General features: G+C 58.4%; 24 protein-coding genes and 1 tRNA gene. 17 read left to right on the forward strand and 8 right to left on the reverse strand.

The genetic code is table 11. The annotated features are described in order from the left end of the window. Positions 1 to 70 precede the first annotated feature (70 nt). Both PW947_RS13560 and PW947_RS13565 read right to left on the reverse strand, forming a co-directional pair. Positions 71 to 712, reverse strand: coding sequence for an exonuclease (locus tag PW947_RS13560; protein WP_299632836.1), 642 nt, complete (start codon positions 710 to 712; stop codon positions 71 to 73). Beyond that, positions 709 to 1,353 (reverse strand): MBL fold metallo-hydrolase, encoded by a 645-nt coding sequence (locus PW947_RS13565; RefSeq protein WP_299632837.1) that lies wholly within the window; start codon positions 1,351 to 1,353, stop codon positions 709 to 711. Before PW947_RS13565 ends, PW947_RS13560 begins: the two co-directional genes overlap by 4 nt. 655 nt (positions 1,354 to 2,008) lie before the next feature. Here PW947_RS13565 and PW947_RS13570 point away from each other — a divergent pair. Next, positions 2,009 to 2,593, forward strand: a complete 585-nt coding sequence (locus tag PW947_RS13570; protein WP_299632838.1) for a septal ring lytic transglycosylase RlpA family protein — start codon at positions 2,009 to 2,011, stop codon at positions 2,591 to 2,593. Positions 2,594 to 2,723: 130 nt separating this feature from the next. Here the strand turns inward: PW947_RS13570 and rsmI are convergent, their stop codons facing one another. Continuing rightward, complete coding sequence (gene rsmI, locus PW947_RS13575; RefSeq protein ID WP_299632839.1) at positions 2,724 to 3,596, reverse strand: 16S rRNA (cytidine(1402)-2'-O)-methyltransferase; 873 nt, start codon at positions 3,594 to 3,596, stop codon at positions 2,724 to 2,726. Here rsmI and PW947_RS13580 point away from each other — a divergent pair. The 6 genes from PW947_RS13580 to trfA all read left to right on the forward strand — a co-directional run bounded on the left by PW947_RS13580 (position 3,595) and on the right by trfA (position 7,780). Beyond that, positions 3,595 to 4,125: a YraN family protein gene (locus tag PW947_RS13580; RefSeq protein ID WP_299632840.1), complete on the forward strand. Its 531-nt coding sequence runs from the start codon at positions 3,595 to 3,597 to the stop codon at positions 4,123 to 4,125. The genes rsmI and PW947_RS13580 overlap by 2 nt on opposite strands. A gap of 202 nt (positions 4,126 to 4,327) precedes the next feature. Continuing rightward, entirely contained in the window at positions 4,328 to 4,915 is a 588-nt protein-coding gene (locus PW947_RS13585; protein WP_299632841.1) for a phosphoheptose isomerase, read from the forward strand. A gap of 20 nt (positions 4,916 to 4,935) precedes the next feature. Further along, positions 4,936 to 5,724: a BON domain-containing protein gene (locus tag PW947_RS13590; RefSeq protein ID WP_299632842.1), complete on the forward strand. Its 789-nt coding sequence runs from the start codon at positions 4,936 to 4,938 to the stop codon at positions 5,722 to 5,724. Between the two features lie 17 nt (positions 5,725 to 5,741). Next, positions 5,742 to 6,086 (forward strand): c-type cytochrome, encoded by a 345-nt coding sequence (locus PW947_RS13595; protein ID WP_299632944.1) that lies wholly within the window; start codon positions 5,742 to 5,744, stop codon positions 6,084 to 6,086. A 66-nt stretch (positions 6,087 to 6,152) separates the two neighbouring features. After that, positions 6,153 to 6,228: transfer RNA gene (locus PW947_RS13600), tRNA-Ala, on the forward strand. Positions 6,229 to 6,781: 553 nt separating this feature from the next. Beyond that, positions 6,782 to 7,780, forward strand: coding sequence for a plasmid replication initiator TrfA (gene trfA, locus PW947_RS13605; RefSeq protein ID WP_299632843.1), 999 nt, complete (start codon positions 6,782 to 6,784; stop codon positions 7,778 to 7,780). A gap of 914 nt (positions 7,781 to 8,694) precedes the next feature. On the opposite strand, the gene PW947_RS13610 is transcribed toward trfA, so the two are convergent. Next, positions 8,695 to 10,239, reverse strand: a complete 1,545-nt coding sequence (locus PW947_RS13610; RefSeq protein WP_299632844.1) for a hypothetical protein — start codon at positions 10,237 to 10,239, stop codon at positions 8,695 to 8,697. 569 nt (positions 10,240 to 10,808) lie between these two features. Between PW947_RS13610 and PW947_RS13615 the strand changes: the two genes are divergently transcribed. Together PW947_RS13615 and PW947_RS13620 are read left to right on the forward strand one after the other, a co-directional pair. Then, complete coding sequence (locus tag PW947_RS13615; protein ID WP_299632845.1) at positions 10,809 to 12,035, forward strand: hypothetical protein; 1,227 nt, start codon at positions 10,809 to 10,811, stop codon at positions 12,033 to 12,035. Beyond that, on the forward strand, positions 12,032 to 12,511 hold the full coding sequence (locus PW947_RS13620; RefSeq protein WP_299632846.1) for a hypothetical protein: 480 nt from the start codon (positions 12,032 to 12,034) through the stop codon (positions 12,509 to 12,511). Before PW947_RS13615 ends, PW947_RS13620 begins: the two co-directional genes overlap by 4 nt. 118 nt (positions 12,512 to 12,629) lie before the next feature. Here PW947_RS13620 and PW947_RS13625 read toward each other — a convergent pair whose 3' ends face one another. From PW947_RS13625 to PW947_RS13635, 3 genes are all read right to left on the reverse strand, one after another. Beyond that, on the reverse strand, positions 12,630 to 13,460 hold the full coding sequence (locus PW947_RS13625) for a hypothetical protein (RefSeq protein WP_299632847.1): 831 nt from the start codon (positions 13,458 to 13,460) through the stop codon (positions 12,630 to 12,632). Between the two features lie 1,663 nt (positions 13,461 to 15,123). Beyond that, the gene (locus PW947_RS13630) at positions 15,124 to 16,011 is read right to left on the reverse strand and encodes a hypothetical protein (RefSeq protein ID WP_299632848.1); all 888 of its coding nucleotides are present in this window, start codon (positions 16,009 to 16,011) and stop codon (positions 15,124 to 15,126) included. Continuing rightward, complete coding sequence (locus PW947_RS13635) at positions 16,008 to 16,418, reverse strand: hypothetical protein (RefSeq protein WP_299632849.1); 411 nt, start codon at positions 16,416 to 16,418, stop codon at positions 16,008 to 16,010. The genes PW947_RS13630 and PW947_RS13635 overlap by 4 nt, the downstream gene beginning before the upstream one ends. A 250-nt stretch (positions 16,419 to 16,668) precedes the next feature. Between PW947_RS13635 and PW947_RS13640 the strand changes: the two genes are divergently transcribed. The 5 genes from PW947_RS13640 to PW947_RS13660 are packed head-to-tail and all read left to right on the forward strand — an operon-like array spanning position 16,669 to position 18,352. After that, a complete protein-coding gene (locus tag PW947_RS13640; protein WP_299632850.1) occupies positions 16,669 to 17,124 on the forward strand; it encodes a hypothetical protein in 456 nt (151 codons plus the stop codon). 59 nt (positions 17,125 to 17,183) lie between these two features. Further along, positions 17,184 to 17,561 carry a HigA family addiction module antitoxin gene (locus tag PW947_RS13645; protein WP_299632851.1) on the forward strand — a complete coding sequence of 126 codons (378 nt, stop codon included), beginning with the start codon at positions 17,184 to 17,186 and terminating at the stop codon, positions 17,559 to 17,561. A 55-nt stretch (positions 17,562 to 17,616) separates the two neighbouring features. Continuing rightward, complete coding sequence (locus PW947_RS13650) at positions 17,617 to 17,820, forward strand: hypothetical protein (RefSeq protein WP_299632852.1); 204 nt, start codon at positions 17,617 to 17,619, stop codon at positions 17,818 to 17,820. Between the two features lie 24 nt (positions 17,821 to 17,844). Next, a complete protein-coding gene (locus PW947_RS13655; RefSeq protein ID WP_299632853.1) occupies positions 17,845 to 18,036 on the forward strand; it encodes a hypothetical protein in 192 nt (63 codons plus the stop codon). 4 nt (positions 18,037 to 18,040) lie between these two features. Then, complete coding sequence (locus PW947_RS13660) at positions 18,041 to 18,352, forward strand: hypothetical protein (protein ID WP_299632854.1); 312 nt, start codon at positions 18,041 to 18,043, stop codon at positions 18,350 to 18,352. Positions 18,353 to 18,765: 413 nt separating this feature from the next. On the opposite strand, the gene PW947_RS13665 is transcribed toward PW947_RS13660, so the two are convergent. Beyond that, the gene (locus PW947_RS13665; protein WP_299632855.1) at positions 18,766 to 19,113 is read right to left on the reverse strand and encodes a hypothetical protein; all 348 of its coding nucleotides are present in this window, start codon (positions 19,111 to 19,113) and stop codon (positions 18,766 to 18,768) included. Positions 19,114 to 19,210: 97 nt separating this feature from the next. Between PW947_RS13665 and PW947_RS13670 the strand changes: the two genes are divergently transcribed. Genes PW947_RS13670 through PW947_RS13680 form a run of 3 tightly spaced genes read left to right on the forward strand, consistent with a single transcriptional unit; the run spans position 19,211 to position 22,585 of the window. Continuing rightward, on the forward strand, positions 19,211 to 20,779 hold the full coding sequence (locus tag PW947_RS13670) for a recombinase family protein (RefSeq protein WP_299632856.1): 1,569 nt from the start codon (positions 19,211 to 19,213) through the stop codon (positions 20,777 to 20,779). Further along, complete coding sequence (locus PW947_RS13675; RefSeq protein ID WP_299632857.1) at positions 20,772 to 21,689, forward strand: plasmid partitioning protein RepB C-terminal domain-containing protein; 918 nt, start codon at positions 20,772 to 20,774, stop codon at positions 21,687 to 21,689. The genes PW947_RS13670 and PW947_RS13675 overlap by 8 nt, the downstream gene beginning before the upstream one ends. Next, positions 21,686 to 22,585 (forward strand): plasmid partitioning protein RepB C-terminal domain-containing protein, encoded by a 900-nt coding sequence (locus tag PW947_RS13680; protein WP_299632858.1) that lies wholly within the window; start codon positions 21,686 to 21,688, stop codon positions 22,583 to 22,585. Before PW947_RS13675 ends, PW947_RS13680 begins: the two co-directional genes overlap by 4 nt. Positions 22,586 to 22,957 lie beyond the last annotated feature (372 nt).

Raw genomic sequence — 22,957 nt, forward strand, 5'->3', positions numbered from 1 at the left:
ATGGTAGAGGCCACGAAAACGAAACGCAATGCAAACCGGCTGCGGCGAGACGGATTATCTAATTTGCCGGTTACTCAGCGGCTTTTTGTTCTGTGCCGTCCCTATCTTGCGCACCCGGCGGCGCTGCAGCCGTCACCGAAGTTCCCGAAATGGACGGCGAAGCGCGCAGTTCGGCGAGCATGTTGCAAAAGAGCGCGCCTTGCTCGATTGCGTCGTCGAGCGCGACGTGGGTGTGCGGGTGATCGTCGAACCAGCGTTGCGGCAGACGCGGCTTGATGCATTTGCGGTACGGCAGGCCGGTCATCGCGAACGCAAGCGTCTTGATATCGAGCGCCGACCACGAAAACGGGCAGCGTCCGGTGAATCGCATCATGTACCAGAACATGAAGGTGAAATCGAAGCCGGCCGGCATCGCGACGAACACCGGTTTGCCCGGCAACGCTTCGACCCATTCGACATAGGCGATCAACGCGGCCTCGGGCTTCTGCAGGTCGAGGCGGCATGCGGCCCATGCTTCGGGCTGGGTTTTCCACCACGCCGCCTGAACCGGATGCGGCGCGGCGCCGTCGAGCGTTTCGAGATTGGCCGAGAACGTGGCGATCAGCTTTTTGTCTTCTGTGTAGGCTGCGGACGCAAAACTGAGCATCGAGTGCGGGCCGGGAATCGGGCCGTCGGCTTCGACGTCGGTGCTCACATAGATTTCAGCGCTCATGCATTGGCTCCATCGGCGACATACGGATTGCTGCGACGCTCGGCGCCGAAGGTGGATGTGGGGCCGTGACCCGGCACGAAGGTGACGTCGTCGCCGAGCGGCCACAGTTTTTCGCGGATCGCGCGGATCAGGTCGGCGTGATTGCCGCGCGGAAAATCGGTGCGGCCGATCGACCCGGCGAACAACACGTCGCCGACCAGCGCCAACCGATGCGCACGGCTAAAAAAGATCACGTGACCGGGCGTGTGGCCGGGGCAGTGATAGACCTCGAGCGTTTCGTTGCCGAACTGCACGGTGTCGCCATCGTGCAACCAGCGGTCGGGCTCGAACGCTTCCGCTGCCGGAAAACCGAACCGCGTGCTTTGCGCGGGCAACTGATCAATCCAGAAACGCTCGTCGGGATGCGGGCCGTCGATCGGCACGCCGTATTGGGTGGCGAGCGTTTTCGCGCCGGCGCAGTGATCGATGTGGCCGTGCGTCAGGAAAACTTTTTCGAGCGTCACGTTCTGACGTGCGATCTCTTCCTGAATGATGTCGAGATCGCCGCCCGGATCGACGACGGCGGCGTGACCGGTCGCCTCGCAAACGAGCAGCGAGCAGTTCTGCTGAAACGGAGTGACGGGGATCAAAGTGACTTTCATGTCGGGCGCGCGGCAGCAAAAACACTGATTGTACCGGCCTGAACTCGCCATCGTCCGACCGTCTCCGGGCTGTCGCAGAACCATCTCAAAACGGTCATTCTTACGGCTTTCGTTAAGATTCGTGATTCCTTTCAATGGCTTGCCAACACTGAATTAACTTTTGGGTATAATAGCGTCTAGTTGCTCGGGTGACCGAGCTGTCACAAGGCGATGTGTAGCTCACCAGAAAAGGGGGCACGCAGGCGCCGTCAAGTGAATGGGTGGTGTGTTTAAAGCACCGCGCCATCGCAAATCCAGCATCGGATACGTCCGGTGCGCACGTCTTGTCCAGCCAGGTGCCACGCGCCTGCAACGGCCTAGCTGCCGTGACGCTGGATGGGGCCTACGCCGCCGTTCCTGCGCGCCTTTTTGAAGTTTCGCGCGCAAGAACGTGTTTGCCACGTTCGATGGCGGCATGTGGGGTCTGGTCAGGCTGCCGGGGACAGGTTGCGCCAGACGTGAAAATTAACCGTGCGGTAGCGGCAGCGTCATTGCCGCATCCGGGCTTCTGCAGCCTGCGCATTCCTGCGCGGCACGCGGTCGTCCCGACCCGCCGGAGTCGCAGGCAACATGCGCTCGACGCGTGAAGCGGCTCGACAATTTGATGTCACGTCTTATGAAAACTCGGGTTTTCCCAAGTGTAGGGAGTCTTTTTGCCGTTTTTGTCCTCGCCGGTTGCGCAATGCCGCCGAGTGCACAGAATCAGGCCGGCGGCCAGCCGTTGAGCACCACCGCCGCGCAGGGCACAGCCCTCGCACCGCAACACTTCGACTCGGCTTCCAGCACCGATCCGAAGAGCAAACTGGACAGCGCGAAGGCGCTGACGGAAAGCGACGCAACGCAGGAATTCGAGCAAACCGGCCGCGCTTCGTGGTACGGCCGCTTCTTCCACGGCCGCCGCACCGCGAATGGCGAGCGTTACAACATGAACGCCATGACCGCTGCGCATCGCACGTTGCCGCTCGGTTCGTACGTTCGCGTGACGAATCCGTCGACGCAGCGCTCGGTGGTGGTTCGCATCAACGATCGCGGGCCGTATGTGCGCAATCGCGTGATCGATCTGTCGATGGCGGCTGCCAGCGCGCTGGACATGCAGCATTCCGGTACCGCGCGCGTGACGATCGAGCGCATTTCGGCGGAAGAAGCGAAGCAGGCCCAACGGGACATGCTCGCCGCGAACAGCGACAACAACGTGAAGTGATCCGACGCGCCGCTCGCCGGTGCGTGGATGACAGACTCGCGCATGGATCGTCGAACGTCGTCGTGACGTGATCCAACGCGCAAAAAAGGGCCGCTCGAAGCGGCCCTTTTTTATTGCATCGATTTTTTTCTTACTCTTTCTTAAGCGCAAGCGCCCGCGTGTACAACGCATTGCGCGATGCGCCGGTGATGGACGCCGCCACTTTGGCCGCGCTGCTCACCGTCAATTCTTCCAGCAGGATTTCCAGCAGCGCGTCGTGATCGTGCTCGCCGGCGGTTTCCTGCGGCGCGCCTTCCACCACCAGCACGAATTCACCGCGCTGACGGTTCGGATCGGCGGCGAGCCAAGTTGGCCCTTCGGCCAGGGTGCCGCAATGCACCGCCTCGTGTAACTTGGTCAACTCACGCGCGATCAGCAACCGGCGCGCACCGCCGAACGCATCGGCGAGTGCCTGCACGGTCTCGACGATCCGGTGCGGCGCTTCGTAAAACACCATCGCGTGCGGATGCGTGGCGAGCGGTTGGAGCGTGGACGCACGCTGCTTCGATTTAGGCGGCAGAAAGCCGAGAAACGAGAACGTCGCGACCCAGTTGCCCGCCGCGCTCAACGCAGTTGCGAGCGCGCTCGCGCCCGGCAGCGGAATCACCGGAAAACCGGCTTCGCGCACGGCGTCCACGAGGATCGCGCCGGGGTCCGAGATGCCGGGCGTGCCCGCGTCGGACACATAGGCCACGCGTTCGCCAGCTTGCAGATGCTCGACGATTCGCAGCGCGGCGGCGCGTTCGTTGTGCTGATGCACGGCGAGCAGCGGCTTCGAGATGCCGTAGCGCGACAGCAGTTGTCCGGTGTTGCGGGTGTCTTCGGCGGCAATGCGATCGACGAGGCCGAGCACATGCAGCGCGCGCAACGTGATGTCCGCGACGTTGCCGATCGGCGTGGCCACCACGTAAAGCGCGGCGGTCGGGTATTGCTGCCCTTGCGCGAGTTCGGAGAGAGGAGTCATGAGGCAGAAGTCGCAGAAGGACGGAACGAGGCCGACATTGTGCCACGCGGATTTGCGCGGGCAGGGCGGCGGCGCGTCGATGGATGTGCATCGCGGTAAACCGGACGAGGCCGCGTCGCGAGCGACGGCGAGTGCCGCGCGCGCCTGCGCGCCGAACAACTTTTCAGACGCGCCCCGGTCCAAAGACGTCGGGGCGGCATTCGAGGCGCACGCGCTCGATTTCCTGCGTCGTCAGCGGCTGCGGCTCGTCGCGCGCAACGTGTCATGTCGTGGCGGCGAGATCGATCTCGTGATGCGCGAGCGCGACGACTCGCTGGTGTTCGTCGAAGTGCGGGCGCGCGCGCAACGTCGATATGGCGGCGCAGCCGCGAGCGTCGACTGGCGCAAGCGGCGGCGAATCGTGTGCGCCGCGCAGTACTTTCTGGCGTCGCGTGACGGCGCCACGCCCGCCTGCCGTTTCGACGTGGTCGCGTTCGAAGGCGGGCGGCTCGTGTGGCTGCGCGATGCATTTCGTCTCGACGAGTGCTGAAGCGCGGCGAACCCGCTTGAGTGCGATAAACTTGCGCTCGCGTGCGGGCGCCGAAACGACGGCGCAAGTCGCCACGCAAAGTGCAACGCGTGCCTCGCGCGGCGCGGATTGCGAAGTCGATCTGCACTGCCGGCACTGTCTTCACAACTTGGCCGCAAGCCACGGCCACTACGCGGTAAAGCGCGGTATCAGAAGAGACTTGATGTCAGTCGAACGCATTCAACAACACTTCCGCGATAGTGCGGCGGTCAAACTCGAAGCCCTGGAAATTCTGTCGATGCCGATCGCCGCCGCGATCGACACGATGTTTGGCGCGCTTGCCAACGGCAATCGCATTCTCGCGTGCGGCAATGGCGGCTCGGCTGCCGATGCGCAGCGTTTCGCCTCGCAACTGATTCACCGTTTCGAGCGCGAGCGACCGGGTCTGCCCGCTGTCGCGTTGTCGACCGACACATCGGTGATGACCGCCATCGCCGACGACGAATCGTTCGAGCAGATTTACGCAAAGCAGGTGCGCGCGCTCGGTCAACCGGGCGACGTGTTGCTCGCGATCACCGCGTCGGGCGAATCGCCGAACGTACTGGCCGCGATCGACGCCGCGCACGAGCGCGAGATGGTGGTGATCGCGTTGACCGGCAACGGCGGCGGCCGCACCCAGGACGTGCTGAGCGACACCGATATCCAGATCTGCGTGCCATCCGACCGATTGGCGCGCATCCAGGAAGTACATTTGCTGACCATCCATTGTCTGTGCGACGGCATCGATGCCATGTTGCTGGGCGAAGACTGAAACTGAAGGAGAGCTAGTTGATGAGTGGATTTCGCGTCAAGAAGACACTGGTGAGAACCACCCTGGTGGTGGCGTTTGCGGCGGGCCTAGCGTCGACGCTGCAAGGCTGCTTCCTTGCCGTTGCCGGCGCGGCTGGCGGCGGCGCGCTCGTCGCCACCGATCGTCGCACGCTAGGCGCGCAGACGGAAGACCGCGAAATTCAGGTGAAGGCGATATCGCAGATCAGCCAGAACCTGCCCGACGCCGCGCATGTGAACGTGGCCGTGTTCAACCGTCGTGTGTTGCTGACGGGCGAAGTGCCGGGCGACGTGTCGAAGGCGCGTGCCGAACAGGTTGTGCGTGGGCTCAACAACGTCAACGCGATCATCAACGAACTGACGATCGGACCGGCGAGCACGTTCTCGTCGCGCACTAACGACTCGTATCTCGAAACCCGTGTGAAGACGGCGTTGATCGCGGAGAAGAACATCTCGGCGAACTATTTCAAGGTCGTGAGCGAGAACGGCTCGGTGTATCTGATGGGTCTCGTCACGATGGACGAGGGCGCGCGCGGCGCCGATGTAGCGAGTCGCGTGCCGGGCGTGACCCGGGTCGTTAAGGTGTTCCAGTACATTCAACCGCAGGATGCCGCCGCGGCCAATGCGGCGAGTGCGCCGGCGGCTTCGCAGCCTGCGCCGTCGGATGCGGACGCAACGGTTGGCGCGGTGCCGGATTCGTCGGTGAGTGCGCGGCCGCTGGATCAGCAATCGCCGGCGCCGGTGTCGAACTCGACGTCGGTGCATCCGGGTAACCCGAAGGCGACGCCGTGATGGCTGGGCGTGGATTGATGGCGGGGGCTTTCGCTGCTGCGATGGCGTTGACGTCGGTGGTGATGACGATGTTGCCGGGTGTTGCGCATGCGGACGATACGCCGCGCGGTCTGTCGATCGCGCGTGCGAATGCGTGCATGGGATGTCACGCGGTGGATCGCAAGCTGGTCGGTCCGGCGTTCAAGGATATCGCGGCGCGCTACAAGGGCAACGCGCAGGCGCAGACGCTGCTCGCACGCAAAGTGAAGGACGGCGGCGCGGGCGTGTGGGGCGCGATTCCGATGCCTTCGCATCCATCGATGAGCGATGCGGATATCCGGGTTGTGGTGGATTGGGTGCTGGCTGGAGCGCCGTCGAAATGAGGGTTTTTGGTGGGGGTTGGGGTTGGTTTAGGTGAAAAACCTTGTGCTAGAATAATTTGCACATGTGGGGGGGTAGCTCAGCTGGGAGAGCGTCGCGTTCGCAATGCGAAGGTCGGGAGTTCGATCCTCCTCCTCTCCACCAAAAGTTTCAATAAAAACAACGCACTACGTCTTGCGATGTAGTGCGTTGTTTTGCATTCCGGCGCAGGGTTTTGCACACGAGGTGTGGCAAATTTGTGGCGCCGCGCTGGAGTTCGAGATCGCGCAGCTCATTGGTAGAAAACACTTCGTATCTCTACCGAGATTGCAGCGGCACGAAGAGTCAACCTTGCATACATCAGCTAACAAAAGCCGCTGTGTGCACAAATGTGACATGGCGCAAATAAGGGCCAATGTCCATGCAAGCGTTACTCACCGTCGATCAGCTCGCTGAGCATCTACAGAAATCTGTCGCCAGCATCCGTAGCGATGCGACGCGCAACCCTCAGTCCCTTCCGCCGATCTGCCGCCTTCCGAACACGAAGCGCCTTCTTTGGCGGGCTGAAGATGTCGAGAGATGGATTGGCCTTCACGTCGCCGGCGCCGACTCTGTCAGCGTGACGGCACTGGCGTCACCTGAAAAGCGTCGGCGGGGCCGCCCAACCAAAGCCGAATCGGTAGCAAAGCGCGCGCATAGCGACGTCAAGTGCTGAGTCATGTCGCTTGACGATTCGAGAGGCAGCGTTGTGCGCGCACCTGTGCTTGGGCGAGCCACAACAGGCGCAGGCGGCGAGTCGGAGCGCCACTCAGTTGATGCACTGGTCGCACGCATCGCGGCATTGCAGAAGAAGCACCGAGAGCGGGTCGCCCGTGAAGAATGCAACAAGCTGCCCGGCGCCCCGCTTACGCGAGACGTGGTTCAGTTGCCGCATTGGCCGGACTCTGTGCGGGGTGTACCCAACGGCTTCCTGCGGTCAGCACTGTTCGGCGCTATCGCCAAGGGAGAGCGCCGCTATATGTCGCGCGAGCGGGTGACGACGCTCGACGGCCTGACAATTCTTTACACTGGCGAACGCCTTGACCAAGGCGACCTCGATGTGTGGGAAAGCGTTCTACACGTCGTGCGCATTCAAGCGCTAGGGGTGACGTGCCGTATGACGTCCTACGCGCTGCTAAAGCTTATGGGCAACACTGACACCGGCAAGAACCGTAGGGTGCTGCACACGCGCATCACCCGTTTAAGAGCCAACGCAGTAGAGATCGAGCAGGATGGGGAGCCATATATCGGCGGCCTTATAGATGTGGCCTACAAGGACAGCAAAACCAAGGAATGGGTGATCGTGGTCAACCCTAGGCTGCACACCTTGTTCGCAGCGGACCAATTCACGCAAATCGACTGGAATGTCCGTCGCGCGCTGGTCGGAAAGTCGCTTGCTCAATGGCTGCACGGCTTCTACGCCAGTCATGCAAGGCCTTACCCGATGCGCATGGACACACTGCTGAAGCTTGCCGGTAGCGAGGACGAGAGTTCGAGCAGCGGGAGACAGACTCTGCGCAAGGCCCTTGACGCCTTGGCCGAGGCGAGCGAGGCCCACCGTCAGCCGTTAAGCTACGACATTCGAGGCGATCTGGTACACATCGATAAGAAGCCCAGCGGCTCGCAACGCCGACACCTGGCCAAGAAGGCGGGTGGAGAAAGGAAACGGTGCCTCTGATGCCGTTCTTGCGCCTACTAGGATGCCGTTCCAGCACCTACGATATGCCGTTCTTTCACCTACGCTCTGCCGTTCCGGCACCTAGCGCTTACCGTTCCAGCGCCTACGCTGTCCACAAGGCAAACGCCTCACAAACTCAACAGCGGCGCGGCGTTGCGGCATTCGACTCGCAACGCCTAATCTTGTTTTAATCTTTATCTAATCATGCCGCGGCGAATTGCATCCCTAGCATGCGCACGGCTGTTGCGCCGCGCGGTACGGGTGACGGATGCGGCGTTGAGCTCGTCACACGTCCGATCATGGGGGGCGATTACGGCTCACGTCGTTCCTCTCGACGCGCTCGCCGAGCGAAGGGAGAAGGTTTTGCAGGAAATACGACGGCCAGTGTTTTCGCTGCTGTGAAAATGACCTCTTGCGGAAAGCTACACCTACGTCTCGTACGATGGGTTGCGCGAACTGGTCTCGCAGAAACACCTCACTTACTTTTTTGACTCGGTGCTCGACGAGTACGCAGAGGGCGGCGAGGAGTAGTTGTGAGGAAGGCGTTCTGTGTGGGCGCATATCGTGGCGCAGGTAACGAGTGAGAGTACCGTGGTTCGGAGGCGTCGAGTATCTTGTCGCCGCTGTCACGGCTCCTTTCAAGGCAACGGCGGTTGGTATTTTATGGACTCGGCTGTGGGTCACCTTGTAAGAGTTAGCCGTACGGTCGTCGCTGAACAAGTCAACTAGCTTCGTTCGTTCCTCCGGGCGTGCGCCGCCTCCGGCGGTGCATGGCACGGAAGTGCTGAACATCATGCAGGATAACAAGGCCACCGATGTTTCATCGCTACGCAAAACGGGATGAGACTCAGCAAATCTCGCGAGTTTCCCGTATTAGTCGGCTATTCGCTGTTCGTTCGTCTTGCCCGGCTGGCTCATAGTGGGCGACGGGCCGAGTCGACCGCAGATCTAGATGCCAAGGGGGCCTTGACCGCATGACGCATCTCCCCACCGCCGATGTCAAGCATCGGAGCATAGCTTTGAGCTTCCAGCAATGGACCGAACGAGATGTCAATAATGCTGCGCCCGATCATCCGCCCCACGGCAGCGTCAATGATATCGACTGAGCAGTTGTGAGAGGGGCGGTTGCGGAATAGGTCTACGTTCTGCTCCGTAAGATGCGCGACGTGCCCCAATTGTTCGCTTACGAGTTCTCCAAAGTGATTGCAATAATTCCGGACGAAGCGAACCGCTTCCTTTCGCAGACGCGAGCCGCCCGCGTCGTTATGGTCAGACGATGCCCTAGGTGGGAAGCACTTTTGCAGGATCCTGAGAAGCTCACCAAGCGTCAGGGTGCGCCATCCCTCGGATTCAGCAAGCCGATTGACAAACACGGCTTCACGCTTACGGACACGCTCCGTCAGGTTCCGCCGGTCCCATTCGATCCAGTCCGGATGCGACTGAAAAAGCGAGCAAAGCTCCTTGGCAAGAGAGCGCTTGAGAATAGATTCGATCAACCGCCACCATTGCGCCAGCGCCATCGAGAAATCAGCAGTCGGGGTGTTGAACATGGCCCATTCCCCATTGCGAAGCAGGAACTGCTCCTCCGGTTCGAGCGCGTCGTGCCAGAAGTACCGCAGTTTGAGTACCACCGGATCGAACCACAAGGAACTGACGGCATTTGTACGGGCAGCGATGCCGGACGGCGTGAAGCGGTGCTGCAATATTTGCGAGAGTTGGGGGTGTCCGAGCGCGGGTGCCAGACGCATCAGGATCGCGTGCAGTTCAGAAGGAGCAATGGCGAGCGTGCGCTTCAGCACCGATTCTGAGGCGGCATCCTCACCAAGCGCCCAGTGAATGGCGATCTTCGCTCCGAGAGCCTTTTTCAAGAATCCGGCGCGGTGCGTGCTTAGCCTAATGTGACGCAGCAAGATGTTGGCCCAGTCCACCCAAAGGGTAGGCGGTGCGTTAAGCCCGGCGAGCAGGCGTGCGAGCCGGTCGACGTCGCTCAACACGACATACACGTTGGGATAGCCCAATGCAATATTCACGAGTTTCAGCGAAGTCACTTCATCTTTAAGTTGGCTCAAGGCGAACTCTGCCAACTCTAGAGCCGCGGTAGGGTGCCACATCCGCAAACCGGCTTTGGTGCTCGCTGAAGTCAAGAGTAGGTTGATCCCTTCAGCAACCTCTTGGGTTCTGCCGGCACTTATTTCAAGCACGAGACGCTCTGCCAGATATTCCTTGTTGGAAAAGAGCGCGATCGGAATCGCGTCGCGCGTCGCGGCAATGGCCCTTTTGCGATGCAGCCCACCGAGATAGACGCGCGACAGCCATGCGATATGCCGAACCCGAGTCGGACTCTCGCGATACGCGCCTTCCAGGGTCTCGCAATAGCGCAAGCAGCCTTCGAAATAGCCCCATTGGAAACAAGTCACCGCGTTGTCGATCAGCTTGCTAGTTTTCGAATGGATTTGCATGGGGGCTGCCCTTCACATGAGTTCGGCTCATGGAGCCAATTCTTAGCATGGGCGGAAGTTACACGCCTCCGCCCCGACAAACTGTGCTTTCCGCCACGGTATCCCGGTGACTATGAGGAAAACAGCCTGTCGGTGACGCCCTTCGTTACGGATTGCAGCATGCAAATGAAGGAACTGGCTTGAAACGTATATGGAGGAATGGGAACAGACCGAAACGCGCCCGAAAGGTGCGCTACCGTATATACGCCGGTTGCCTTTTGTCAGCACCATTGGATCGAACAGAAGGGGACATGGTCTACCGGTACGGCTTCGTTTCGGCAATTGACCACCCAACGTGGAACGTGACCCGCCGGCGCGCGACCATACCAATCAGCGACAACAAATCCGTCGTTGTACGTCGATTGGCTCATAGCTTGAACTCAGTGCTTCTTACTTCGGCTCACTTACGATGGACCGCTCACGAGCCGAGATAACGGCTGACCTTTCCATCGGACATCCCCAGCGTGCTTGGGTACCGCGCCATAGCCTAGGTACAGGGCAGGCAGGACAGTTCTTATGGGCATATAGACATGTCGAACGACGCGGGCCCGGAGGTGTTTGACACCAAAGCCGGCGAATACCAACTTGGTTTGTCTGCAAATCGCTTCGATGAAAGGCAACGCAGGGAACGGATCTGTTTGCCCGAATCCGCTACCTGTTGGGACTACGCGGCGCTCATCGACGTAATCCGGAAAGATCCCGGATCTGGACAATATCGCTACACCGGAAAGACGACCGCCCAGTGGATAGCCGACCTTCGTAGTCGGCACGCCCCGGAATACGATCATTTCCGTGAGCGCTACGAATACGTCGTGGGTCGTCAACTTGGTGTTCTAGCGCGAAGGCCTCGGGTGCCGGATAACCACTACTGCATCGAACTGGCTGTCCCTCCGCTAAAAGCCAAGTTGCCCCGGATGATTCGGGCGACGGGCCTAAGACGGGCGAGTGTCGCGCAATGGACGACAACCATCACGGCGCTCACCGGCAAGGGGCTCAAAAAAGAAGAACTTGAAACGTCTGGAATTTTGGCGCGTCTACAGAAGATGACGGAGGTCCAATCGCCTGCGCTGGATCAGGTCTTGAATATGATCGACCTGTCGCATGTTGTACCGAAATTTGCGTCCGAATCGCGCTTTGGATTTGTTCCGAAATCTGGCTGGAAGGAAGAGTGCGTCCGTATTCCGGAGAAGGAATTCCAGCGTCGACGACTTCTCGGAGGGTACGGATATGGTGCCCGGCATCTAATTCGATACCGGCATCGCTCGCTCGGTTGGGCTGTTGTGTGTACGCGATATCGCGATCTCGTGACTGAAGCCTCGGAATGGTGGTCGGTGCTGGATGAGCGTGGGCGCATGATCCAGCAATCCGTGCCTGGATTTTGCAGCGCCGAGGATGCAATGGCGTTTGCAGAGCTTCAAATGAGCGTCAAATTTGCCGCGTGGGGCAAGGACCAGCGAATGTCGCAGTGGGAAAGATTTTCGCTGCTGGGCGGGAAAGACTACCAGGAGATTTTGCTTCAATGTGACGACTGGCCATACACCTACCGGCCGCGTCACTACCGCACGCGTAATGTCCTCGTCCACGTTCGTACCAGTGTGCGCTGCACTACAAATGGTCGCCGGCTACTTTCCTCGACGAAATACAAAGTGACTGGCACTCCGACCTGCACGCCGAGGCACGCTCTGCGGCGCAGGGATGTCGCCGGATGCCTACACCTCATGCTCCGTTTCGCAAGGAATGGTCGCTATTGTCAATGAAGCTGATGATTTGGTGGGCGCAGCGTCTTGGTGTTGACGGGCTGGCTTGGAGCAGCGCTGAACTGCAGGACGCTCGCTGGGGTGCTTTCGCTGTGCCTGAGATTCTCTATCGCAAGTTCCTTCCCGACGCTGCACGAGCGTTGGCGGCGACGCTATCGTGTGTCTTTGACAGTACGCTAATTCCCGTACGGAGGAACAGCCGCCGCGTCACGCTTGGCAACCACGGATGGGAAGTGCAGAACCAGCGCGGCACCCCAATCACCAAGCCGTTTCGATCACGAGCGCAGGCAGAGCGCTTCGCCGACCTCACCGGTGAATTCTCCAGTCTGGTTTTGCCTGTACTCTGGATTGATCGTTTGCGCCTGATTGACTCAATTCCTCTCTACGGAAGCGGAGAAGCTCAGGAGTGGTTCACCCGTTGTGAGCGACGATTCGAAATCAATGAAACGAAAGTACCGAGCGCCAACAGCGACTGAACATGCCTTGGCAAGCTCCTTCGTGGCAGAAACGGGCAGCGGTTTGCCGCCCCTTGCCTCGAAAACGCCTTGGACCTAGTCTGACTGTGACTGTCACATCGAGTCCTGACCGTTACAGCTAAATTAATTCGTCGAGGCCCAAGGCCTTCCATCGGGCTTCATTGTCAATAAACTGAAGTGGGTTTCGTGCATACTCCAGCACCTCGTGCCTCTCTATGCCTACGGACGCTAAGTAAAGTTGCTCGGTTGTGAGGCGATCGTACTCGAGCGCCTCTAGTTCGCTGCGCACGAAGTCATACGCGCCGTAATCCCTCAATTTGGACGATATCTCGTTGTCCTCTAAGCAACAAACGACACAACGGTACGCACCGACGCCGTCGACGTCGGATACGGCGAGGTGGTTTAAAGCCCGATGCAACCGATATAGGGCGACTGCCTCGGTCAAATGTCTTAACGTTAGCTCTACGCCGGATGGCGATTCGATTGCACAGAGTAAATCCACTTCGAAATCGAAAAGAGTTTGGCGAAACGTTTTTTCCTTTGTTGATTTGGCTTCGATATATCTCCATGAAAAATCGTCTGTCCAATTGCTGTCGCGTTCGATGCGGGTGCGACAAAGTTTCCATAGAATATTTGAGTCTCGCGCGTCGCCCCAAAGTGCCCGCCAAAGATTTGCAGGACCGTCATGGTAGTATTTTTCCGCGCGCCCAAAAAGCTGTTCGAGCATACGCACTACCCCAACCGGAGGCCTTTTTATTTTTCCATCAAAGAGTTGATACCACTTATTGGAGTACTGTGTATCCGGCCAGCCCAGTCGCTCGGACCGTGCGTTCACCCATGCACCGAATTGGTTGACATTAGCGCATCTGAGAAATTGCATTAGCATCACAAGCATCGTTCTCGTGCGAACTTTTGCGATTTCAGTATCTTTGAAGGATCGGTAGTCCATTCGACATCGCTTTCGTTTTTAGTGATGAAACAGATTTTATATTTATCTTTTAAAGATATGCAAGCCTGAGTGACGGGTCGACTGTCCTATTTGGAATGTCACGTAAAAATCTGCGATTAAGATTTTTGTTTTTACAGTCGACGATTGTGACGTCCGAATTTTCACTGTGAAATTTGCGCCAGTTGATGGCCGCGGAAGCTTGTTGTCAAAGTTGGCAGCTCGAGCGTCAGATTGCGCTTGAGCACCGAATTTTCACTGGTGAAAATCAGATCTGAGCCAAGACTGAGAAGCGAGCATTGGGCTTTTCGCAGCCCGTGGTAGGCAGCTTGAGGCGGCCCGGGCGTCGTTCATGGGCGGAGCTGCAGCTGGATTGGACTGACCCGCCTTTTAGGCGATGTCCCGCTTGGCGATGCGTCGGATTTTCACTGGTGAAAATGAATCGGTCGGCATCGAAGGTCGTGGCGCTTCGATTTTCACTGGGTGAAAATGAAGCCAGCTCAGGACCGGAAGCTGTCGAGTTAGCCGCCGGGATTTTTCAAGAATGGTGACCGAGAGCGCTCGGCGCTGCGCCACAAATCTTGAAAAATCCCTTACAAAACGAAGTGATGATTTGCACGAAATGTGACACGGAACAGAGGCGGGGAAAGGAATTTTCGCTGCCCGTACTCGTCGGTTTGAGGCGGTCGGCTTGGTTCATGCGTCGAGTTGTGGCTGGATTAGACCTACCAGCCTTTTTGTCGACACCCGCTCGGCGATGCGTCGGATTTTCACGGGTGAAAAATCGAGTCGACTCAGGCCGGCAAACCTAGAGTCCGTGCAAGTCAGCTTAAGTCGCCGCACATTGTTCATGGACCGAGCTGTGGCGCGGTTGGATCGCGCAGACTTTTCGTCATCCTGCCGGGCGATGCCTCGAATTTTCACTGGTGAAAATGAATCGGTCGGCTTCGAACGCCCTCCACGATGTGCACGCGGGCCACGTCCGTATAGCGTATGGGGACCGGATATGGCGTGATGTTAGGCCCACGGTTTCGTCAAAACAACATCTCGTTGACAACGTACCTAGTTTCGTCCCCCGGACAGGTTATGTCCTAGGCTTTTGCGTCGCCGGGGCACGTAACTCTCGCGCACAAAGCAAAACGGCCAATCAAGCGCCGTTTCTGCTGAGTGCAACGTTGCAGTTTGATTCTGGTCGAGCGGGTGGGATCTGATTCATCCATCGGTGCAAAGAAAAAGCCCCACCACGAGACACAACACGAGGCGGGGCAGCACGATCCGTGGACGTGGAGGGCAAGAGCGTGATTGCTGCGTTGCAAAAGATGATCCCAACATCCCGATCGGAGTACGCAATCGAACGATTTCGTACGGTAGGGGATCCCAAGAGAAAGGTCAGTACTTTTGGGGCTTGATGGTCAGAGATTTGGTAGACCTCCACGAATATTCTGCAACTCTTTGAAACTATGCAAGAAATGCGTGACGGTCGAGACCAAAAAGGTCAAACCTTTTGGGGAATAGGTCAGCATTTTTGGGGAAAGGCTGTCTTGCTGAGCGCAGGCCGCGAACGCGCAGAGGATATGCCTCCTATCGGTAGCCGGGGAATCTGTTTCTGGAGAACCCCCACGCCCGGCTTTGACGGGACTATCAACGGCGCGTTTTCGCCGCGCCGTTAGCTCTTTCTGCGTCGTCCAATGATTGTCGCATCGAGTTCAACGAAGTCACCGCTTGTCCGACCAACGGACGTTGGGACGGCAGCCTTCCATTCCTTGCGGTTCATCATCTCCGTCCCCTTCTCAAGGCATTGCGTCCCGGCTACGTTGATGTACTCAAGCCGCCCAACGAACAGCCGCTGGCTTCTTGTAAGCAGCAATCCGGAAATTGCAGGATGCTCGAGCACAGCATCCGAAAGCACCTCGGGGGGTAAGTCGCCGCTGATTTCAATCTGGGTTTCTGACGGCTTTGTGAGGCAATGTGCCGACCCTGGCACACCAGTCGCCGCAGGCGGTTGGGGCGCGCCCGACACCAGCGGTGATTTATGCGACGGAATTAGCGTCGTCGCCACTACATTGGCTTCCGGTGGCGTGAAACTCGGACTGATCAAGGCTTCTGGCGCATTAGCCCCCGCAAAGGTATTGATAGCTGCCGCGGCCCGTTTCTCCGCTTCCGTTGCCGCAGCTGAGCGCATCGCCCCCTTTGCGGCTCGAAGCTTTTCTGTGCGGTCAACGTCCGTGGACTTTTGCCCGCCTTCGATGACCTGATCCAGTTTCCTGAGGTACTTCTGGCATTCGTCAAGCATGCCGGGAAGGCATTGGCTGTAGTAGGTCCGCACAGTCGCCAGTGCGACTGGAAAACCCGTCTGATTAAGAAGCCGGTGGATCTGCGGGAAAGACATGCCCCGCTTCCGCATGACATACAGCTTCGGCATCACCTCCCTGAACACCGCGCGGTAACTGTATTCATCTGGATCAACTGCAACAGCGGCTACTTCGAGGCCGAGGCCGATCGCGTACCTGTCGACGAGGCCAATTTTCTTTGCGGGCTTTGCCATGGCCGTCATGGCGTTTCCCGCGGCAAGCTGCCGGGTTCCGCGGTTGAACTGGCTTCTACCCTAAGCCGGTCGAAGTTAACACGCAGATCGGTGAGGCTGATATTGACGCCACCTTGCGTGAAGATCCGCTGGATCTTCATAAAGGCCATTCCCTTCCGTCGCATTGCCTCAAGCTGCGGCATGACGGCCCGAACTGCGGCTTCGGTGGCTGCCTGCTCCGCATCATTTTTTTCGGTCTGAATCTCTGCTACTGAGGGTCCCCGCAGTTTGGTGATCTTCAGTTTCTCGTCGGCGCTGATCGTCGTCGTTGCCGGTTTGCCTTCGGTTTTTCGTTGCTGGGCATTCATCGAATGACAGTTCATTTGAATCGATGGTTTTGCAAGGGGGCGGCAGTTTGAAATGTTGACCGAAAACATATCATTTACTCTTGGGATTGTCCTAAAAATAACGGTAAATGGTGTATGAAACGTCTCAATCGCGCGACACTTTTATGAAACGGCGTAGTGTTGTGATTCGAATTCGATTCGTCCGTAACTGCCCGTTGCGGATTCGACGTTATGATGACATTTCGCCGCCGAGCACCTTCATGCCACTTTCAAACCATCTCCTTCAAACCGCAATCAAAGCATATCGATATTTTTGATGAACTCACGGACAGGATGCCAGGTGTGGCCACAAACTGAAGTTTGCAGCCTCACCGGTGCAGCAGCTAGGTCGCTTCGCGCCCGTCTCCGCCGCACCTCCTGGGGATTCTCAGGGCTTCGCCCCGAGACCCGTAACCAAAGAAAAACCGGGACTGGAACTGCTATGGGATTCAGAAAAGTCACCAACCCAAAAACATCACTTTTAAAATTCAGGGTGACCCCTCAGGAAGAAGCAGAGATATTGCATAACGTGCATATGTGTTGCACAACTATTTCGGATTATCTGCGTAAATGTGCATTGAAAAAGAGTATCGAGTCGCGATTTGATCATTACGTTATTGGTGAATTAAGCGCGATTGCTCAAAATCTGGGCGAGTTGCGAAATGCCGTGCGCGACCGGCCGGATCTGGAATGTGAGGAAGAAATTTTTCGCCAGGCCTGCGCGGAGATAATCCGGGCTATGGAACGCCTGATCTAGCGACCCGCTCATGTAAGGGTCGCCAGTTCGCGATCGAGCTGCGCGAGCAGCTCCCTGACATGGCCCGCAAGTCTTCTGATAAGTGTAACGTGTCACTTGTCAAGTTTGCGGATCTGACTTATCGTGTGCTGATGGCCGATTCCGATTTTTACCATCCTGGCGAACTGGTTCGCCACCAGTGTCTGGAGCGCTTCGAGCTGAGCGTGACAGATGGTGCACGCGTGCTGGGTGTCAGCCGGCAGGCGCTGACGAACCTGATCACTGGCAAGGCCGGCATTTCACCGGAAATGGCGCTACGGCTCGATCTGGCATTCGGTGGCGGTGCAGAAACCTGGCTTCAGCGGCAACTGCTGCATGACCTCGCGCAGGCGCGCAGGCGGCTTGCCGAACTGAATGTTGTGCCGGTTGCATCGGAGCGGCAACCGGCTCTTTTCTAGCCTTTCTCTCATGAAGAGGGAAGGTGAGTTCGATTCAAAAATTTAGGAGCTCTACATGACATTGCCGCCAAGACTGACCCATGACCACGTGAACGGGCTGTTTGACGCCGGCCGGAAACCGGAGGACGTGGTGATGCCCTGCGAGCAGTGCGGGGCGATGCCGGCAGTCAGGGTGAACCTGACCGGCGAGGTCAAACGGCTCTGCGCAGCGTGTAACCGCCGCTACTATGCGAGCAACTGGGAGATCTGGGCGAGCTGAAGGGCGCCTGCATACGGAACGCACATGGACAAAATGACGACCGCAGCGGCATTGGTCAGGAGGCAGGGACCACGTAGTCCGTGGAAAACCCGCTACTTCCTTGATACCGAGTTCACGGATTTCAATGCCTTCCAGCTCATCAGCGTGGCGATTGTGGGCGAGGACGGGCGCGAGTTCTACGGCGAATCCCGGACTTTGAACGCCCCTATGCAGTGATTTTGTGCGCGAGGTCGTGCTGCCCCAGCTCGGCCAGTTTCCGGGCCGCTCGATGCCGCTCGAACAACTGCGCGACGAACTGTGGGCGTGGCTGCTGGCCGTGCCGGTAAAGCCCAAGCCCGTGCTGTGCTACGACTTTCAGGGCGATTTCGAACTTGTCAGCCACCTGCTTGACGGTCCGCTGCCGCGCGGGTGGAGGGATGAAAACGTGGCTCAAAGGATCGATGCTGAACGCGTCACCGAGTACATAGCAGAGCACGGCGGAGAACATCACGCGCTGCATGACGCCCGCGCGAATGCCTTCGCTTATCGCTAGCCATGCAGCTGTTTCTGGATAACGGATACGCCGCCGTCGGCCAGACGCAATCCAGACACGTTAGCCGCGCCCGTGGGAGAAAGCCGGCTGGCGTCTGGCCGGAACGGTTTCGCTCTTGTCCGCGGTACGCCTTCCTATGTGGGGCAGGCGCGCGCAGGGGTCTCGGGGCGCAGCCCTGAGTCATCCCGTTATGGATGGGCAAACTTCAGTTTGTACGTACATCACGCATCCTGCCCTGCCCTGCATCTTCATCAAAAGCTTCGCATGCTTTGAGATAGTTTGAGGACGGCGTCGAGGCGCGATAGCGACGGAACGCCGTTCTAACGGAGTTGCGACAACCATTGAGTTGCAGACCCAGGTTTCATGTCACGACGTCGTGCTGGATTTGGAAGAGGCACTGAGCGACTGCACTTTCAGTTATTCCCAGACAACAACGCCATGGCCTCTCGAATCAGTTTCATTGCGGTGTCAATATCGCGTCCCGTCGTGTCCGCTCGCCCAGCCAACACCAGGTAGGCGAAATGGACCGACGGCGAGTGCTTGGCAAGCGCGACCAGGTGCGGACCGCTAGGACCGCGAACCGCTGAAAGCCAATTTTGCACCGTTCGTCCGCTCGCGCCAGTCCACCTTTCCAGACTTTTTATCGTACGCCGCGAAGACCCAAAGTCTTTTTTGAGTGCTATGGCGATGGCGAGCGGATATTCAGCGCCGGCTTTGCCCGGTTGTTCGTCATGCAGATTCTTGCTTGTTTCTGGCAACATTTTTCGACCCTCCAAACCTATATTTGCTGGAAGCACGAAGAAAGCGCGTCGCGCGCTATGGGCGCGGTTCGCCAATCGGTGATCCATGGGGGGTAGGATGGGCCGGCCGACAAGGAAAAACGATTCGCAATCAACCGATGCGCGGCCGCGAGCCGCCGCATACGTGCGAATGTCGACGGAGCACCAACAATATTCCACCGAAAATCAGCGGGACGTTATCGTCGCTTTCGCGGAATCCCGAAACTACGAAGTCGTGCGCACATACGCGGACGAGGGGAAGAGCGGACTTCGGCTCGAAGGGCGCAATTCCCTCCAGGCTTTACTGCGAGACGTCGAATCGGGTGTGGCTGATTTTTCGATTGTTCTGGTCTACGACGTCAGCCGCTGGGGGCGATTTCAAGATCCCGACGAAAGCGCCAGCTACGAGATTCGCTGCAAGCACGCCGGCGTTCGGGTGCTCTACTGCGCGGAGCAGTTCGAGAACGACGGCAGCCCGGTGTCCAGCATCATCAAAAGCGTCAAGCGGACAATGGCCGGGGAATACAGCCGGGAGCTCAGCGTGAAGGTGCACGCCGGACAATGCCGGCAAATCCGCAACGGGTTTCGCCAAGGCGGACCGGCCGGTTATGGCCTGCGCCGGATGCGTGTCGAACAGGATGGCAGGAAACACGAATTGAAGCGCGGTCAACACAAGGCAATCCAAACGGATCGCGTCATTCTTGTTCCCGGGCCGCCAGAAGAAACAGCGATCGTGCGAGACATCTATCGCTGGTTCGTTGGGGAGGGACGCTCCGAGTCTGAAATTGCCGCCGTGTTGAACGGGAAGGGCGTCCTCACCGACCGAGGCGTCGCGTGGACTCGTGGAACGGTTCACCAAATCCTGATCAACGACAAATACGTCGGCGACAACGTCTGGAACCGCGAGTCATTCAAGCTTAAACAGGAGCGCGTCCGCAATCCGCCGGCTTCGTGGATTCGCGCGGACAATGCGTTCGAGCCGGTCGTCGACCGGATCTTTTTCGAGGCCGCGCGCCAAATGATTCTGGCGCGCTCTTATCGCCTGAGCAACGACCAAATGCTCGACGCGCTTCGGAGGCTGCTTCTGCGCAACGGTTACCTGTCAGGGATTGTCATCGACGAGGCGCCGGCCTGCCCGTCCAGCAGCGCATACGCGAGCCGTTTTGGGAGCCTGTTGCGCACATACGACCTGATCGGCTATACGCCGGACAGGGATTATCGCTACGTCCAGATCAATCGGCGGTTGCGAGAAATGCATCCCGAGGTGGTCGGCCAGGCGGTTCGGGCCATGGTGGAAACCGGCGCCCGTGTGGAGCGTGACGAAGCAAGCGGTCTTCTATGGGTGAACGAGGAGTTCCGCGTCTCGCTCGCGCTTTCTCGATGCCGACCGACGGCGGCCGGGACAAACCGTTGGGTGGTCCGTTTCGACAATGCGTTGCGGCCGGACATAACGATCGCCGTGCGAATGGAGTTCGACGCACTCTCGATTCGCGACTATTTCCTGCTGCCTTCTATCGACGTCCGATCGGAGGTGGTTCGGCTTGGCGACTACAACGACCACGGATTCGAAGCCTATCGTTTCGAGGACCTCTCCATGCTTGCCCATCTGGCGCGCAGGGTCCCATTGAAGGGAGTCGCGTATGAATGACCGAATCGACAAGCTCGCCGCGACGCTTGCGCGAAGCGACAAGGTGACCCTCATTGCCGTAGCCCGATTGCGCGTCCTGAATCCGCGAACACGCAATCCACAGCTATTCGCACAGCTGGTGGAGAATATTGCCACGATAGGCCTCAAACGGCCAATCACCGTCGCCTATGGCGGTCACGACGAGGCCGGTGACTGGCACGAGGTGTTGTGCGGCCAGGGGCGTCTTGAAGCGCTGAAAGCGCTGGGCGAAGATCTGATTCCGTGTTGCGTCGTCGAAGCAGATCAGATTGAGCGCTTCCTTATCACGCTGGCGGAAAACATCGCGAGACGGAGACACACTACGGAGGAGTTGTTGAGTGGCCTTCAGGTGTTGAGATCGAAGGGATACACGACGGAGCAGATCGCCCGCAAAACCAACCTGGATGTGAGCTACATCAACGGAATCCTGCATCTCCTCGACAACGGAGAGCAGCGACTGCTTCGGGCCGTTGAAAAGAAAGTCGTTCCGATGTGGTTGGCGATCGACATCGCCCGATCGTCAAGCGAGGAGGTGCAAGTGGCGATGGTCTCCGCCTACGAACAAGGCACCTTGAGGGGTGAGCAACTTATGCGCGTTCGAAAGCTCATCAGCAGGCGTGAAGCTGTCGGGAAAGCATTTCATTCAAAAAAACCGCAGCCCAAAGACAAGCCGACTCCCCAAAAATTACTGAGAACCTATCAAACGGAAGTCCGCCGTCGAAAAATGGTGGTCCAGAACGCAAGGATCCAAGAACAGCGGCTGCTGATCATAACCTCCGCGTTCAGAAAATTCCTGGCAGACGAGCATTTCCGCACCCTGTTGCGGGCTGAAAATATTCGAGACATTCCAGAGGCGGTCGCGAGCCGCATTCCCCCGGAGCTTTTGCCATGACGAACGTCAAACACGGCTTCGAGCCGCAAATCATCGAAGTCCCGATTGTGCTCATCAAGCCTGGCGCGCCCTTGGCCTCGACGACTCTCTCTACGCCGAAATACCGGACCATTCTGAGTTCAATCGGCAAGTTGGGCATAATCGAGCCGCTCGCCGTTTTCCCCTCAAATCGGCGGGAGGGCGAATACGACTTGCTGGACGGACGCCTGCGACTTGAAGCCTTGAGGCAACTCGGAAAGGACACGGCACCGTGCATGGTGTCGACCGACGACGAGGGATTTACGTACAACCGGCAGGTAAGCCGGACAACCGCCGTGCAGGAGCACCGAATGATCCGCGCGACGCTTGCGAAAGGAGCCTCCGAGCAGCGAATTGCGGAAGTGCTGGAATTGAATGTGCGCCGCATTCGCGAGCGCGCCCACTTGCTCGATGGCATCGCCCCGGAGGCGGCGGCTTTGCTGAAAGACCGGCAAATGTCGCCGACAGTGTTCTCGACATTGAGAAAGATGAGACCGTTTAGACAGATCGAGGCTGCGGAAATGATGATCGCCGCGAACCGGATCACCGTTACTTACGCGGAGATGATCTTGGCTACGACGCGGTCGGAGGGCCTGTCTGAGCACGCGCAGCCTAAAAAGAAAGTGGATGTTTCGCCAGAGGAACTCGCCCGCATGGAGGCCGAGATGGAGCATCTCCGGCAAGACTGTCAAACCGTTGAGGACACGGCCGGGGACACGATGCTATCTCTGGTCGTCACCAACGGGTTCATTGCCCGGCTGCTGCGGAACGAAAACATACACGGGCACTTGAAACGCCATCACAAAGATTCGCTCGCCAGCGTCGTCTCAACAATGGAGGCGATTGCCGCTGACAATCGGATGGCGAATCAAGGGTGATCAAACTTTATGTCAAAGCGGGTACCTCTGTGCCACTCGCACCAGACCAGTTGGCGAGCATGCCGCAAAGCCGGCAGGACTAACGGGCGGTGGGTGGTCGTGACGGCAGCTTCGAAGGAATCTAGGCCTTCGCAGAACTCGAATATCGACGACCGGACTACGTACGCTGCTTCTCCTGCCCTAAGGCTTAGCGCCATCGCCACACGACGCACAGAATTACGAGTACGGCCACGAAGAAGCGAGCGCCGCAGGGATAGTGTTTCAGCAAATCGTCGTTGATGGGCTTTGCCACGGCGCGCTTGACGAAGAAAATTCGGGTCCGTATGATCTCGCTCGCGGCATCATAATTTAATTCATTAATAGCAATTTACC

It is taken from the genome of Paraburkholderia sp. (assembly GCF_028283785.1).
GTDB lineage: Bacteria > Pseudomonadota > Gammaproteobacteria > Burkholderiales > Burkholderiaceae > Paraburkholderia.